The following is a 15,862-nucleotide window of genomic DNA, read 5'->3' on the forward strand; positions in this document are numbered from 1 at the left end:
GTTCGCCGGACCTGTGTTCGATGTCCAAGCAAATTGATAGCGGGTTTGACGATGCATTATCAACCGATCGCACCCGCCATTTGAACAACTTCTGCTGGATGATGATGAACTCGGCTGTGACGAACGTGACAGACTAAAAGGGCGCGAATGTGCGTCGGTTTCCGGTCTATAACGTCTTGCTTGAGGCGGGCGTCAGCCATCGTCTGCGTCCGGACACCAAGCTGTAGGCGATCTGCTGCCGCATTCCTCGCCCGTCGTTTCGCCTATTGGCAACGGCGCGGGACGACCTGCCAGAGCGACGCGCATCATGCGTTGGTCGAGGTCATCCAAGAGTACAGGAGCGATGACGCCGCGGCCTTGATGAAGACCCATATTCTTGATCTTCTGGCGGACCTCAATCTTGAGCGCGTCGAAAAGGAACAGAAGCGTCTTTCGGATATTCTGCGCTCTAATCTATTATATTTTAAGCATAATCTTATCGATCCTCGTTTCACTCCGGTCGGATTATACTCTAGAATATGCCTCCCCAAAGCGGTTTCCCTTTATGTGGGACATGCTCTGGAACACGGCGCGAAAAGGCGCATTCGCAGCAGCACGAAAGCACCGGATAACAGAAATCGCTCCATTTCAAAAATGGACGCAAGGATAAGATTCCGGATTCTACGCTAACGACTCAAGACTTCAGCCCGGCTATCTTCAATCATCTAGTAAAGCAATCGAAAAACACCAACCGGCACGCTTCTATTCGGGCGCGTTGAAGGGAATTCTTTGCTTTTTGCCAGATCACGCAAGTGAAGAAGTAGCGTTGGAGGTTATCGTGAGTATAAATTTCAGATCATCGGCTATATCTGCAGAGCGCATGTCAACACGGCGCATTCTTGTAGCAGGTGGTGCAGGATTTCTCGGTTCTCATCTTTGCGAGCGTCTTCTGAACGAAGGAAATTTCGTCATCTGCGTCGATAATTTCTCGACGGGGCGGCTTGAGAACCTGCGCAATCTCCTGCGTTACGACACGTTCAGCTTCGTGCGTCATGATATCGTCAACCCGATCGATCTGCCGGTGGACGAGATTTACAATCTCGCATGCCCCGCATCGCCGCCGCACTATCAGGCCGATCCGGTGCATACGATGAAGACGAGCGTCATCGGCTCGCTCAATCTGCTCGAGCTTGCCGCGCATTATCAGGCACGGATTTTTCAGGCTTCGACGTCGGAAGTGTATGGCGACCCGCAAACACATCCGCAGCCGGAAGCCTATTGGGGCAATGTGAACTCTTTCGGACCCCGGTCCTGCTATGACGAAGGCAAGCGCTCGGCCGAAACACTGTTCTACGATTTTCACAAGCAGTATGGCGTCGACATCCGTATCGTGCGCATCTTCAACACATATGGCCCGCGCATGCGACCCGACGATGGCCGTGTCGTGTCGAACTTCATCGTTCAGGCCCTTAAGCGCGAAGATATCACCATCTATGGTGATGGCTCGCAGACCCGTTCCTTCTGCTATGTCGATGACCTGATCGAAGGCTTCAGCCGGTTGATGAGCAGCCAGGTTCAGAAGCCCGTCAATCTCGGCAATCCGGGTGAGTTCACCGTGCGTGAACTGGCCGAGCAGATCATTGCGCTGACAAATTCGTCCTCGCGCATCGTCTATCGCCCGCTGCCCACCGATGATCCGCGCCAGCGGCGTCCAGACATCATGCTTGCCAAGCGTGAACTTGGCTGGGAACCACAGATTGCACTTGTCGAAGGACTGAAGCAGACGATCGCCTATTTCGAACGCCAGCTGGTCAGACCATCGGGCGAGCTCTTCGAGGTGGCGAGATGACCCGTCAGAACATACTCGTCACCGGTGGCGCTGGCTTCATTGGCAGCCATACCGCGAAGTTACTGCACAAGAGCGGATTCTCCCCGGTCGTCTATGACAACCTGTCGACGGGTCACCGGTCTTCCGTGCGCTGGGGCGAGTTTGTCGAGGGCGACACGCTTTCGCAGGAACAGCTTATCGCTGCCGTCAGGACTTATGATCCGGCAGCCATCATCCACTTTGCGGCCTCGGCCTATGTGGGTGAATCCGTCACGGACCCCGCGAAATATTATCGCAACAATGTCGGCGGCATCCAGTCTGTTCTGGAAGCCAGCCGCCTGACAGGCGGGCGCCCGGTCATTTTCTCGTCGAGCTGCGCCACCTATGGCATTCCGGATGTGCTGCCGATCCGCGAAGGCGAAATGCAGAATCCGATCAACCCTTATGGACGCACAAAGCTGATCGCGGAACATATGCTGGCCGACTATTCGGCTGCCTACGGCATGCCCTATGCGGCACTGCGCTACTTCAATGCCTGCGGTGCCGATCTGGATGGCGAACTGGGCGAAAAGCACGACCCCGAAACCCACCTGATACCACGCGCCATGCTGGCTGCGGCGGGCATGGCGGATTGTCTGGAAGTTTATGGCAACGATTATGAAACGCCGGATGGCACCTGCATCCGCGACTATATTCACGTGGTCGATCTGGCGCGGGCCCATGTGCTTGCAGTCGAGCATCTTCTGAATGGCGGCGGCAATCTGGTCCTTAATCTGGGAACCGGGCGCGGAACATCCATCAAGGAAATCGTGGATGCGATAGACCGGCTTACCGGACGCAAGGTGCCTGTCGAAATGCGCGCGCGTCGGGCGGGCGATCCGCCGGTGCTTTATGCCGACCCGGCTGAAGCGGCTGCGAAGCTTGGGTTTCGCACGCTCCATTCCGATCTCGACACGATCATCCGCACGGCTGCGCCCTTCTTTGGTCTGGAGATGCGGACATGACACGGCGCGAATTTCATCCGGCCATTGACGGCGACAACGGTGAAAGGGAACCATTGCTGGCGCCCATCTTCACTGGCCGCAAGCGGGTGGAATATGTGGTGGGCATCATCCTTTGGGCGCTCGCTATCACCTATTTCTGGCAATGGTGGTTCTTCAGCGCAAAGCACAATCATCTGCTCGGTTCCATTCTGGTGACGGCACTCCTGGCCTGGATCACGATCCTGCCGCTTTATTTCATCACGGTTTTCTTCCACGCAGCGCGCCCGACCGGCCCGCTTCGCATCCCCACCGGAAGCCGCGTCGCCATGGTCGTCACCAAAGCGCCTTCGGAACCTTTCGAGGTGGTGGCTGAAACATTGCGCGCCATGCTGGCGCAGGATGTGCCACACGATACATGGCTTGCCGATGAGGACCCTTCACCCTCGACGCTTGCCTGGTGCCGTGAGCATGGCGTGTTCGTTTCCACGCGCAAGGGCCGTGCCGACTATCATCGGCAGACCTGGCCGCGCCGTACCCGGTGCAAGGAAGGCAATCTCGCCTTCTTCTACGATTACTATGGCTATGAACGCTATGATTTCGTCTCGCAGCTCGATGCTGACCACGTGCCGGAACCGGGTTATCTCTTCAACATGCTGCGGCCCTTCGCCGATCCCGCTGTGGGATATGTTTCTGCACCGAGCATTTGTGATCGCAATGCGCATGAAAGCTGGTCGGCCCGCGGGCGTCTTTATGTGGAAGCCAGTATGCATGGCTCGCTGCAGGCTGGTTACAACGGCGGCTTTGCCCCGGTCTGCATCGGCTCTCATTATGCGGTACGCACGGCGGCGCTGAGGGAAATCGGCGGTCTTGGACCGGAACTGGCCGAGGATCATTCCACGACCCTGTTCATGAATACGCATGGCTGGCGAGGTGTCCATGCGCTGGATGCCATTGCCCACGGCGACGGTCCGCGCACCTTTGCCGATCTTGTGACGCAGGAGTTCCAGTGGTCGCGCAGTCTTGTGATGATCCTGCTGCAATATACGCCGAAGCTGATCGGGCGGCTGCCGCTGCGTCTGAAGATCCAGTTCCTGTTCTCGCAGCTCTGGTATCCTCTCTACGCGTTCTTTCTGGCGCTGACATTCGTTCTGCCGATAGCCATCCTGGCTTATGGCGATAATTTCGTCAGCGTTACCTATCCTGCCTTTCTGACGCATTTCATGCCGCAATCGCTCGTGATTTTGGCGCTGGCATTCTGGTGGCGGTCGAGCAAGACCTTCCGCCCGGTCGACGGCAGGATTTTCAGCTGGGAAGCGATGCTGTTCCTGCTGGCGCGGTGGCCCTGGGTTCTGGCTGGTACCTTCGCAGCTTTCCGCGACTGGCTGACCGGTTCCTTTGTCGATTTTCGTGTTACGCCGAAAGGCTCATCCGAGGTCGATCCGGTGCCACTGCGGGTGATCGCTCCCTATGCGCTGATTTCCGGCCTGTCCATTCTGCCGGTCCTCTTCGTCAGTTCTGCCGATCAGACGCGAGGCTTCTTCGTCTTCGCCATCATCAATGCGTGTTTCTACCTGTTCCTGATGGCGATGATCGTGATCCAGCACACGCGCGAAAATAACGTGCGGATGACGAGCTGCTTCTATCGACCGGTAATGGCTTGCAGTTTTACGGCGCTGGTCGCGCTGACCGGCTTTACCACTGTCGAGCGCGGACGCGACGGCATTGAGGCACTGAGCTGGGGCACGAAAAGCTTCACGGTATTTGACGACCGCTTCTCGGTTGCGGGTGCCGGCGTAGGCGGACGTGACGTCCACAGGACAATTTTCAATCCACGTTGGCGCACGAATACCGCCAGCGGAACGAACTAGCGGGAAAGGCGCGACGATTATGAAGATCGCTGTCATCGGTACGGGATATGTCGGATTGGTCAGTGGCACGTGCTTCGCGGCATGGGGACACGAGGTCGTCTGCGTCGACAAGGACGTCCAGAAAATTGTCCGGCTGGAGCGCGGCGTCGTGCCGATCTACGAGCCGGGGCTGGACGAACTGGTGGAACGCAATTTCGCCTTTGGCCGGCTGAGATTCACCACCAATCTGGCGGAAGCCGTCAAGGGGGCGGAGCTTGTCTTCATCGCCGTGGGCACACCGGCACGGGCAGGTCACGGCGATGCCGATCTGTCCTTCGTCTACATGGCCGCTCGTGAGCTTGCGCCACTGATCGACCACCATAGCGTCGTTGTGGTCAAGTCCACCGTTCCGGTCGGCACAGGTGATGTGGTGCAGAAGATCATCGGCTCGGTTCGCAGGCCCGGCACATTCTCCGTCGCGTCCAATCCGGAGTTCCTGCGCGAGGGTGTCGCGATCCGCGATTTCCTCGAGCCCGATCGCGTCGTCATCGGCGTTGAGGACGAACGCGCACGTTCTGCGCTTGTCGCCCTTTACGCTCCGCCACTTGAGGCCGCAAAGACGCCAATCGTGATCACGAAGCGCCGGACATCGGAACTGATCAAATATGCAGCCAATGCCTTTCTCGCCACCAAGATCACCTTCATCAACGAACTGGCGGATCTGTGTGAGGAAGTCGGCAGCGACGTCACCGAGCTGGCGCTCGGCATGGGGCTGGACAAACGTATCGGCACCAGTTTTCTCTATGCGGGGCCGGGGTATGGTGGCTCCTGTTTTCCAAAGGATACAATTGCGCTGTTGCGCACTGCCCAGGATCACGGGGTTGCCCTGCGACTGGTCGAGGAAACGGTCACCGTCAATGAAGCGCGCAAGCGTCGCATGGCGCTGAAGGTTCTGGATGCGCTTGGCGGCAGTGTCGAAGGCCGGACGATTGCCGTCCTCGGCCTGACATTCAAACCCGATACGGATGATATGCGCGATGCACCGTCCATCCCGCTCATCGAGACTTTGCAGCGCTTCGGTGCCAGCATCCGGGCCTATGATCCGGCCGGATTGGAGAATGCACGCCGTCTTCTCAGCGACGTCGAGTTTTACGACGATCCTTACGAGTGCCTGAGCACTGCCGATGCGGCGGTGGTCGTGACCGAATGGGACAGTGTCCGCAAGCTTGATCTCATTCGGATGAAACAGCTCATGCGGGACGCCGTACTCGTCGATCTGCGTAATGTCTTTTCACCGGCGGTTGCCGAGAATCTGGGCTTCCGGGTTTCGACAATCGGCCGTCCTGTTCAACTGCGGCAGGAAACAAGACCAACAAACGTTCTGCCGCACGCGCGCATCCGTCAATCGCAAGAACCCTTGGCGGGTGCGCGCAACCTGAAGGTCGTGGGAGGTTCAAATGAAACATGTGATGTTTGAAGGCCAACGGTCCCGATCTGGTCGGAACACTGATCGGAGCAGATATGTTCTGCCGCTGGTTGTCCTGCTTGCGGGGCTAAGCGGACCGGCTGGAGCGGCAACAGTTCCGGCAGATGGTTTGCCCGACGGCGCCCGTGTGATGACGCCTGCCGAGCTTTACCTACTCTATCGTGACAAAAACTGGCAGTGGGCCGACGGCGCTGGCCGGATGGAAAGCCAGAACCGCCGTTTCACCGCTCGTGTCGATGGCGAGAAGGGCAAGGCCTGGGCTGAAGGCCGCTGGCGGATCACCTGGTCAGGCCAGATGTGCTTCGATGCGAAATGGCATCTGGCTCAGGGCGTCTTCCCGAACAAGACCTGCTTCTCCCACCGTATCGCCGATGGGACGATCTATCAGAAACGCGAGCCGGACGGTGTCTGGTACGTCTTCCGCCATGCTGGCGGAAACAAGGATGACGAGGCGCGCAAGCTCCTCTCCATCGAAACAATAACGCCAAAAACGGAAGCGCTGAATCTGGCGTTGCCCGTTGCCCAATCGCCCGTACAATAAAGGAGGCGGCGATGAAAACCTCATATAAAATAGCAACAGCAATTCTTTGCGGTGGGCTGCTTTCAACCGCAGTTTACGCGGCGAGTGGTGTTTCGGGTGCCAATGTCGACACCCGCAACATGTTCCATGACAAGCGCCCGGTCATAACCCCGCAATCCATCAAGTTCGGGGCCTATGATCCGCACGGGGATTTCACCAACGATCCCAATTCCCGCATCGAGCATCTGTTCCTTCCGTGGGAGGATGTGGACCTGACAAGCCTGTCAACCGCTGATGCCTATGCGCAGGAACGGGGCCGCGAATTGCTGATCACTGTCGAACCCTGGTCGTGGGCTCGCGACTGGCGCGTTGCACCGGATGATCTCCTGAGCGGCATCGTGCGGGGGCATTACGATACAAACATGTCCGCCGTCTGCTCCGCTGCTTCGAAGCTGAAGAGCCCTGTGACCATTCGCTGGGCACAGGAAATGGATGACAAGACGGGTCAGTTCACCTGGTCCTACTGGTCGGCACAGGGTTACGTCCGCGCCTATCAGCATGCGGTCAATGTCTGCCGCAAGTCATTGCCGAACGCCAAATATATGTGGTCGCCGAAGGGAGATGCGGGGCTTGAGGCCTACTATCCGGGCGACGGCTATGTCGATGTGATTGGCCTGTCGGTGTTCGGCTATGAACCTTACGATATGCTGGAGCTGGGACATGCGTCCACATTTGTTGAACGGACAAAGCCGGGATATGACCGGGTGGTGGGCTTCAAGAAGCCAATTGTCGTCGCCGAGCTCGGTTATGAAGGAAGCGACGCCTATGTCCGGGCCTGGGCACAGGAGACCAACAAGCCGCAGCCCGAATTTCCGGAACTGACTGCGACCGTCTACTTCAACGACCGCGAAGTCTATCCGTGGCCACGGGGTGTCGGGCGGCCTGACTGGCGGGTTGCGAACCATCCGCTTGATTGATCCACAGGCGCGAATGCGTCTCGATCTGGTCATGCTCCAGAGCGGTTCCAGTTAGAACGGAGTCGCTGAAACCGCTCTAACTATTTGTTTCGTCGCATTTACCTAACGCAAAACCGCTTCGCACTTTTGCTGGAAATGCTCTAACGTCTGAACAGGAATACGACAATGTTTTCGATCCGTTTGAGAACCGTAAGTGCGGCGCTGTCCGTGCTTCTTCTGGCAGGCGCTGCCGATGCGGCGCCGAAACAGAAAACCGAGGACCCGATCGCCATCAAGGCTGCGGCGGCTGCACCGCTATCAGCCGAAGCGCTTGAGGCGCTCTATTCTGGCAAATCATGGAAATGGAAGGACGGCGGCGGCTATTTCTCCGCCGACAGACATCGTTTCATTGCCTGGTCGCAGAAAGGCAGGGCCTGGTCTTACGGGCAGGGGCGCTGGTACGCTACCGACAGCGGCAAGCTCTGCTTGCAGGCCTATTGGGTCAACAAGATGGGTGGTGGCAGCAATATCACCTGTTTCATCCATCGCGAGAAAGATGGCGTCATCTATCAGAAGCGCTCATTGGGCGGCAGCTGGTATGTCTTCCGCAACAATCCGCCACGCCCGACCGATGAGGCCGCCAAGCTGCTGCGCGGTGACCGTGTTAGCAAGGGACTGGCAATCATGAAAGCCAAAGCGAGCTGATCGCGAGGCAAGCATGCCGGCTCGCTGATCTGTATGGAGTTCTTGCGAGCCGGTATGCCATGGAGCGCATCCCGAAAAATGTGCAAGAGTTTTCGGGATGCGTGGTTCAAACAGAAAGTGGAGCGTCGAACTGATTGAATCAGACCGATATGCGCTCTAATCGCGGATGAAGCAGCGGGATTTTTGCCCGAAACCGCTCGGCGTGCACACATAGGGCGTACCGGCCGTATATTGCGAAGCGGAAACCCTGATGACCTTGGCCGATGCAGGCTTGTTGTATCGTGCCTGGCTATTCACCTTGTACTTGACGAGGTAAACGGAAACCGTTTCGCTTTTCTGCTTGCTGGCGTCCTTGGCTTCGGCGCCTGCCGTCAGGCATAATGAAGCGGACAGTCCAACGACAATAGCGGCAGCCCATTTCAAGCTTTCGCGGCGCACAGTATATGCAAATACATTGTTCATGCGATTGCCTCCGGTTGTTATTACCGTGCTTTCTATCGGACGCGTTTTAATATTCTGGCCGGATTTTCCTGAAAATTTTCATCAAATGGGATGCAATAAACTTATTTCAGAGGCCGTTTTACGCGCCCTGACACTTCCGGCCAAATCTGAAAAAAAGCCGGGAAAGCGGGTTGTCGGCGTGCAAGGGAAAACGTCGGCTACCGGTCTGAACGGTTATGTGGCTGATAGTGTTCCAGCTTATTTTGATTTTATACGTGCAAATGCTAATATCAACGCAGGGCTTGGGTCGCCATTACCGCGCCTTGAGCCTCCGGGTTGGTTTAGGGAGTTGCCGTGACACCCCCGAGCGACAAGGCCACGCGTGATCTGAAGCCCGATTTTGTGGAGCGCCGCCAGTCAGTGCGCGTTTCACTCACGCCTCTTGGAGAAGATGCCCGAAGCACCAATATTCTGACCCCGCTGGTCTTTACGACCGAAGAGCTGGAACCCTCAGCGCAGTTTCCTGCATGGCAACAGCATGTGGCTCCGCTCTATGATGTGCGGATGCCGGATGGTGTGAATGTCGAAGACGGTTTTGCCGTTACCCAGAAAGTCTGGGATCTGCGCGGCATGCTACTTATAGAGCAGACTGTTCCTCCATTCAGTTATGAACGCACAGCGGAAAAGGTTCGTTTCAGCCCGATTGATCACTGGCAGATCAGTTTTCTGCGAAGCGGTCGCACTTGGACGGCGGTGGATGATCGTGTGGCGGAAAACGAGCCGGGCATGATCAATATCCGTTCGTTTGGCTATCCGTTTCGCGGTCGTGCGCTGGCCACGGAAGTGGTGTTACTGATTATTCCGGTTGATCATTTCGCCGGTCTGGGCGGTATGCCGGAGGCGTGCAACAATGCGACGCTCGGTGGCTATCGCGCCAAGCTGCTGATCGATTTCGTATCGACGATCCAGGCGGGGCTTGACCATATCAGAAGCGAAGACCTGCCGGAGCTGCGCGACGCCCTGCGCCAGCTCGTATTTGACACGATCGCTCCTTTGGTGAAGGAAAACGACACGAGCGAGCATAATGCTTCTCTCGGGTTGATGACCAAGGCCAGGCGCTTCATCCAGAAAAATCTCATGTCCCGCGAACTCACACCCGATGCGCTGAGCAAGGAGCTCGCCATCTCACGCACGCATCTTTATCAGTTGTTCGAAGGCTCGGGCGGGGTGCTCAACTATATTCGCCAGAAGCGTTTGCTCGCGGCACATGAGATGCTCGCAGATGCATCCGAAAACCGCAGAGTGTCCGACATTGCGCAACTGTTTGGCTTCGATACTGCAGCCAATTTCACACGGGCATTCACGCAGCATTTCGGCTACAGTCCGAGCAATGTCCGCAAGTCGCTGTCGCGAAACGACGGCATCAGCGACAGCCAGCCGGACGTGAACCGCTCCCTCACGTTCTCGACCTTGCTACGAACGCTGGCAACGACCTGTGCGTAAAGTTCCAGAAGAATGGTCGTTATGGTTTGACGATCTGTCGGAATCAGACCGCTAGTCATTCTCCGGCAAACGTGGAAAGTGTTCCATCGTTTCATCGAGGAACACCCATTCATGCTTCGATTGCTCGAATACAGACAGGGTGGGCGGTGCAAAAGCCGGATCGGAAAACAGGCCAACCGCCACGCCGATTACGGAAGGGGCCGCATCAGGCAGCCAATACACGGTCGAGCCGCAAGCCGGGCAAAAATGCAGACGGACCTTGCGGCCGCTCTCAGCCGTCCGAACGAATTCTGTCGATGCGCCCGAAATTTCAACGCAGTCTATCGCATAGAAGGCATTTGCACTGAACGGCGAACCTGTTCTCCGCTGACAGGCGAAGCAGTGGCACAGTGCCGTAAATTGCGGCAGCCCGTGGGGTGTTACTGTAAGATTTCCGCATGCGCATTGAGCATAGGTCATGGATTTCTCCTGTATGGTGAGATCGCATCATCTGAAATGGAATGGGAATACAGCCCGAATGGCCAGAGTGGTCCGGAAGGAAGCTGGCAAAGGCTTTGGTTTCGGCTGCAAATCTGGCAGCATCTGAACCGAATACTGCACATTATTATCGCTCTAGGCTCTATCCGCAACCTTGATCGGAGAGAAATTCTCACGCTTGCTTTTGCGCAAGATTTTGCGGACGTTGTTGTCGGACTCCCGTCCAGGAGAACACTTGGGAGGAAAGACATGCAGCATTACAGACTGAAATCGCTTTCCCTTGCCGCTGTCATTGCCGTTGCAGGCCATCTGCCATCGGCTCATGCGGCATCGCCAGCCCCGGCCGAAGGCCAGAACGGCATGGTGGTTACGGCTCAGCATCTCGCTTCGCAGGTTGGTATCGATGTGCTGAAGAATGGTGGCAATGCCGTCGATGCGGCTGTCGCGGTCGGCTATGCGCTGGCGGTTGTCTATCCGACTGCCGGTAATCTCGGCGGGGGTGGCTTCATGACGATCCGCTTCAAGGACGGCAAGAGCACCTTTCTTGATTTTCGCGAGCGTGCGCCGCTGGCTGCAACAAAGACCATGTATCTGGACAAGGATGGCAAGCCGGTCGATGGCGCCAGTACTGAAACCTATCTCGCCATCGGCGTGCCAGGTACGGTGGCTGGCCTTGAGGAAGCCCGCGAAAAATACGGCACCCGCAAGCGCGAGGAGCTGATCGACCCGGCGCTGAAACTTGCCAAGGACGGCTTTACGCTTGAACTGGGCGATATTCTGTCTTTTGCTGACGGCAATGAAAGACTGGCGAAAGACCCGGCGGCGGCAAAAATCTTCCTGAAAGACGGAAAGCCGATTCCCTTGGGCGAGAAGCTTGTCCAGCCGGATCTGGCAAAGTCGCTTTCGGCCATTTCGGAAAAGGGGCCATCGGCCTTCTATCAGGGCGATATCGCCGATCTGATCGTCAAATCGAGTAAGGAAAATGGCGGCATTCTCGTCAAGGCCGATTTCGAGCAATACAAGGTCCGTGAGCTGGAGCCAGTCAAGTGCAGCTATCGCGGCTATGACATCGTCTCATCGCCGCCGCCGTCTTCGGGCGGGCTAATCATCTGTGAAATCCTGAACGTGCTTGAGGGCTATCCGATTTCCTATCTGGGCTATGGTTCTGCGGAAACCACGCGTTTGATGGTGGAAGCGATGCGCCACGCTTATGTCGACCGCAACACGGCATTGGGCGACCCTGATTTCATCGATAATCCAATCGAGAAGCTCACCAGCAAGGCCTATGCCGCAGAAATCCGCAATCGTATCGATCCTTATCGCGCAGGTGTCAGCGAGGCGCTGAAACCGGCTGAATTCAAGGAGTCCAACGAAACCACGCATTATTCCATCGTGGACAAGGACGGCAATGCGGTCGCCGTGACCTACACGCTGAACGGTTCGTTCGGCACGGCCAAGGTGGCTGAGGGCACCGGAATTCTTCTCAACAACGAGATGGATGACTTCACCATCAAGCCCGGCGTGGCCAATCTCTACGGTCTCATACAAGGCGAAGCCAATGCCATTGAACCGCGCAAGTCACCGTTGTCCTCAATGAGTCCGACCATCGTATCGAAGGATGGCAAACCGTTCATGGTTATCGGCAGTCCCGGCGGTTCGCGCATCATCACGATCACCCTCGAGGCGATCATGAATGTCATTGATCACGGTATGGACATTCAGGAGGCTATCGATGCCCCGCGCATCCATCACCAGTGGCTGCCGGATCGGGTCTATATGGAAGCAAACGCGCTTTCGCCGGATACGATCCGGCTGCTGACCGGCATGGGCTATACGGTCGGAGAAGACGCTGACTGGCCGGTCTGGGGTGAGGCAGCCGGCATTCTTGTCGGCGGCAAGGATATGGCAGCCATCGAAAAGGGCGGCGACAACCGATATTATGGCGCTATCGACAGTCGCGCCGTCGCTGGTGCTGCAATAGGATACTAAAACGGAACCGCTATGGCGGTAACCGAGGGCATAGACAGAGCGAGGAGACGAGATGACTTCACGTCTCCTCAATGTTTGGTTTGGGTTAGATCAATCAGCGTTCTTGTCGGTTATTTGTGCGCTCGTCAGTATCTCAATGACCATTTCGGAGGCCTTGTTAAGCGAACCGACCGGCAGAAACTCGTAAATCGAGTGGAAATTGTGCGCGCCGCAGAACAGGTTCGGACATGGCAGTCCTTTTTCGGACAGGACCGCGCCGTCATAGCCGCCGCGCATCGGTAGCGGTGTCGGTGCCACACCTATTGCCTTCATGGCCCGAAGGGCAAGAACGACCGGGTAGCGATTTTCGCCCTGCAGGCTCTCGGCGGCGTTCCGGTAGACAGCCTTGTAGTCCACGTGAACCGTGCCGTCGCCGTGGAGATGGTTGAAACTTGCGGCGAGGTTCTCGATGAACGCACGACGTGTTTCGTAACCGTCCTTCGTGAAATCGCGGATGTCGATAATCAGGCTTGTCTCGGCAACGGTCCCCTGAATGCCCTTGGCCCAATAGTAGCCTTCGGTACCTTCCGTATATTCCGGACGTTCGCCGCCTGGCATCATTGCAATGAATTGCTGGGCATAAAGAATGGCATTGCGCAGCTTGCCTTTGGCCGACATTGGATGGGCTGGCTGGCCTTTGAAGGTGAGGCGGAATTCACCCGCGTTCCAGTTCTCATACACGATCTCGCCCACCGCACAGCAGTCGAGCGTATAGGCGAAATCGGCGTTCAGGGACGCGACGTCGAGCGCCTTGGCTCCGAGCAATCCGATTTCCTCATCGGGAACGAAGACCACCTTGACCGTGCCGTGCTCGATTTCGGGGTGGGTGGTCAGAATCTGCATGGCATGCATGATCTCGGCGATGGCGGATTTGTTATCGGCACCGAGCAGACTAGTGCCGTCCGTCACGATGATCCTGTCCCCGACGTAGCGTTCCAGCTCGGGGAATTCGGCAAGACGCATGACAGCGCCGGTCGCTTCATTGAGCAGAATATCCCCGCCCTGATAATCAACCACATGAGCGCGGGTATCGGTCGTGTATTCGCTGGACGTATCGAGATGGGCGACCCATGCAATCGTCGGAAACTGCTGATCGGCATTCGAGACATTGGCAGGCAATGTGCCAACAACGATCGAGTGGTCACGCTCTTCAACATCCATGCCCATGGCGCGCATTTCGCTGGCGAGCAACTTTGCGAGATCGGTTTGTCCCTCGCTCGAAGGGAGTTTGCCTGCATGCGGCACAGCGGTCGTGTTGATACGGGTATAGGCTAGAAAGCGGTCTACGATATCCATAATATTTTCTCGGCTATTGGTCTGAAACGCGCTCCAACGGGGCGTGAAAGAAGAATAGCGGGCATTATATACCCGCTACCCGGAATTCATCGCCAGCCATCAAGCTGGCGCGGACAAGGCCTATTCCTCGATGTCGACGTCTTCAAACAGATAGCCGCCAAAGGGGTCGATGCGGAAGTCTTTGACTTTCTTGCTGATCGGCTGCTCGACAATCTGATGAGCAATGGTCAGCCAGGGAGCCTGTTCCTTGAACACGACCTGCGCCTGTTCGTAGAGCTTGGTGCGCTCGGCCTGATCGGTGGTCAGCTTGGCCGCCTGAATGAGCTTCTCGAAATCCTGATCGCACCAGTTTGCGCGATTGGCGCTGCCGATGGCCTGACAGCTCAAAAGAGCGGCGAGGAAGTTGTCGGGATCGGCAATGCCGCCGGTCCAGCCAAGCATGACGGCGCCATCGCGATCCTTATCCAGCGAACGCTTGAGATATTCGCCCCAGTCATAGGTAACGATTTCCGCCGTTACCCCCACCTTGGCGAAGTCGGACTGAATGAGCTCGGCTGCGCGGCGCGCATTCGGCATATAGGGCCGCTGCACGGGCATGGCCCAGATCTTCATTTTCAGGTCTTTGACGCTCGCTTCATCGAGCATCTTGCGCGACTGTTCAGGATCGTAAGCGTCGTCCTTGACGTTCTTGTTGTAGCCCCAGACACTTGGCGGCAGCGGATTGACCGAAGCGACCGCAGAGCCGAGATAGACCGCATCGATGATCGCAGCCTTGTTGACTGCCATGTTCAGCGCCTTGCGGACACGCACATCGTCAAAGGGTTTTTGCTGGGTGTTGTAGGCAAGGAAGGACAGGTTCAGGCCTTCTTTGTGCAGCATTTCGACGGTCGGATCTTTCTTCATCTCCGCAATATCGGCAGGGTTGGGAGCGGCAATGACATGGCACTCGCCCGACTTCAGCTTCTGATAGCGTACTGCCGCGTCCGGCGTGATCGCAAAGATGAGATTGTCGATTTTCTGCTTGCCTGCCCAGTAGTCGGGATTGGCCTGATAGCGGATGGCGCTATCCTTCTGATAGGCGACAAACTGATAGGGGCCGGTTCCGACTGGCTGCTGGCTGAACTCCGCAATGCGGCCCTCGGCGACCAGCTTGTCGGCATATTCCTTGGACTGAATGACGGCGAATGTCAGCGACAGCGTCGAGATAAAGGTCGCTTCGGGATGCGCCAGTACAAACTTGACGGTGTGATCGTCGATCTTTTCGATTTTCTCGATCAGCGACGGGAAGGAATAGGCTCCGAATTGCGGCCATGTGCCCTGATTGTAGTAGGGATTGTCCTTGTTTCCCTGACGATCGAACGTGAAGATGACGTCGTCAGCATTGAATTCACGCGTCGGAGTGAAATAGCTCGTGGTGTGAAATTTCACGCCCTTTCGCAGGTGAAACGTATATTCCTTGCCGTCAGCAGAAACGTCCCAGCTTTCCGCGAGGCCGGGTTCCAGTTCCGTCGAGCCGCGCTTGATCTTGATAAGCCCGTTGGACACATTGCGCGCCGACGCGTCATACACGGCGCCGGATGTCGTCTGCGCCGCATCGAACATTTCAGGAGATGCCTCGGAGCAATAGATCAACGTCTTGGCAAAGACCTGTCCCACTGCCGTGCTGTTGAGCGCAGCCGCAACCAGCGCGGCTGAAAATAGTTTTCCGTATGTATTCATGAGACTGCATTCCCTTGCTTGCGACGCGACCGACCTTCAACGGGTTGTTCAGTATCGACTTTTTCAGATGATTCTAAACAGCGGTGCGGCAGCA

The 15,862-nt window shown here is 56.8% G+C and carries 14 protein-coding genes and 1 pseudogene; 11 read left to right on the plus strand and 4 right to left on the minus strand.

What is annotated here, in order from left to right; all coding sequences use genetic code 11:
• Window positions 1-223: 223 nt before the first annotated feature.
• From AAE521_RS07845 to AAE521_RS07880, 8 genes and pseudogenes are all read left to right on the plus strand, one after another.
• A pseudogene (locus AAE521_RS07845) lies at window positions 224-447 on the plus strand (GntR family transcriptional regulator); the annotation flags it as partial.
• Between the two features lie 412 nt (window positions 448-859).
• Complete coding sequence (locus AAE521_RS07850; RefSeq protein ID WP_010660575.1) at window positions 860-1,828, plus strand: UDP-glucuronic acid decarboxylase family protein; 969 nt, start codon at window positions 860-862, stop codon at window positions 1,826-1,828.
• Entirely contained in the window at window positions 1,825-2,811 is a 987-nt protein-coding gene (gene galE / locus AAE521_RS07855; protein WP_342060986.1) for a UDP-glucose 4-epimerase GalE, read from the plus strand. Before AAE521_RS07850 ends, galE begins: the two co-directional genes overlap by 4 nt.
• On the plus strand, window positions 2,808-4,658 hold the full coding sequence (locus AAE521_RS07860; protein ID WP_342060987.1) for a glycosyltransferase family 2 protein: 1,851 nt from the start codon (window positions 2,808-2,810) through the stop codon (window positions 4,656-4,658). The genes galE and AAE521_RS07860 overlap by 4 nt, the downstream gene beginning before the upstream one ends.
• Window positions 4,659-4,677: 19 nt before the next feature.
• Entirely contained in the window at window positions 4,678-6,114 is a 1,437-nt protein-coding gene (locus AAE521_RS07865; RefSeq protein WP_342060988.1) for a UDP-glucose dehydrogenase family protein, read from the plus strand.
• The gene (locus tag AAE521_RS07870) at window positions 6,107-6,664 is read left to right on the plus strand and encodes a DUF995 domain-containing protein (protein ID WP_010660579.1); all 558 of its coding nucleotides are present in this window, start codon (window positions 6,107-6,109) and stop codon (window positions 6,662-6,664) included. The genes AAE521_RS07865 and AAE521_RS07870 overlap by 8 nt, the downstream gene beginning before the upstream one ends.
• Window positions 6,665-6,675: 11 nt before the next feature.
• Window positions 6,676-7,620 carry a glycoside hydrolase family 26 protein gene (locus AAE521_RS07875; RefSeq protein ID WP_342060989.1) on the plus strand — a complete coding sequence of 315 codons (945 nt, stop codon included), beginning with the start codon at window positions 6,676-6,678 and terminating at the stop codon, window positions 7,618-7,620.
• Between the two features lie 165 nt (window positions 7,621-7,785).
• The gene (locus AAE521_RS07880; RefSeq protein ID WP_071630735.1) at window positions 7,786-8,304 is read left to right on the plus strand and encodes a DUF995 domain-containing protein; all 519 of its coding nucleotides are present in this window, start codon (window positions 7,786-7,788) and stop codon (window positions 8,302-8,304) included.
• 156 nt (window positions 8,305-8,460) lie between these two features.
• Here AAE521_RS07880 and AAE521_RS07885 read toward each other — a convergent pair whose 3' ends face one another.
• Entirely contained in the window at window positions 8,461-8,766 is a 306-nt protein-coding gene (locus AAE521_RS07885; RefSeq protein ID WP_342060990.1) for a hypothetical protein, read from the minus strand.
• Between AAE521_RS07885 and AAE521_RS07890 the strand changes: the two genes are divergently transcribed.
• Window positions 8,765-9,103, plus strand: coding sequence for a hypothetical protein (locus AAE521_RS07890; protein ID WP_342060991.1), 339 nt, complete (start codon window positions 8,765-8,767; stop codon window positions 9,101-9,103). The genes AAE521_RS07885 and AAE521_RS07890 overlap by 2 nt on opposite strands.
• On the plus strand, window positions 9,100-10,248 hold the full coding sequence (locus AAE521_RS07895) for a helix-turn-helix domain-containing protein (RefSeq protein ID WP_342060992.1): 1,149 nt from the start codon (window positions 9,100-9,102) through the stop codon (window positions 10,246-10,248). The genes AAE521_RS07890 and AAE521_RS07895 overlap by 4 nt, the downstream gene beginning before the upstream one ends.
• 51 nt (window positions 10,249-10,299) lie before the next feature.
• On the opposite strand, the gene AAE521_RS07900 is transcribed toward AAE521_RS07895, so the two are convergent.
• Window positions 10,300-10,707 (minus strand): GFA family protein, encoded by a 408-nt coding sequence (locus AAE521_RS07900; RefSeq protein WP_071630732.1) that lies wholly within the window; start codon window positions 10,705-10,707, stop codon window positions 10,300-10,302.
• A gap of 267 nt (window positions 10,708-10,974) precedes the next feature.
• Between AAE521_RS07900 and ggt the strand changes: the two genes are divergently transcribed.
• Entirely contained in the window at window positions 10,975-12,714 is a 1,740-nt protein-coding gene (ggt, locus tag AAE521_RS07905; RefSeq protein WP_342060993.1) for a gamma-glutamyltransferase, read from the plus strand.
• Between the two features lie 90 nt (window positions 12,715-12,804).
• Here ggt and pepT read toward each other — a convergent pair whose 3' ends face one another.
• Both pepT and AAE521_RS07915 read right to left on the minus strand, forming a co-directional pair.
• Complete coding sequence (gene pepT / locus AAE521_RS07910) at window positions 12,805-14,049, minus strand: peptidase T (protein ID WP_342060994.1); 1,245 nt, start codon at window positions 14,047-14,049, stop codon at window positions 12,805-12,807.
• A gap of 120 nt (window positions 14,050-14,169) precedes the next feature.
• A complete protein-coding gene (locus tag AAE521_RS07915; protein WP_071630729.1) occupies window positions 14,170-15,768 on the minus strand; it encodes an ABC transporter substrate-binding protein in 1,599 nt (532 codons plus the stop codon).
• Window positions 15,769-15,862: the final 94 nt, after the last annotated feature.

Source organism: Brucella cytisi (assembly GCF_038433355.1).
In the GTDB taxonomy this organism is placed as follows: domain Bacteria; phylum Pseudomonadota; class Alphaproteobacteria; order Rhizobiales; family Rhizobiaceae; genus Brucella; species Brucella cytisi.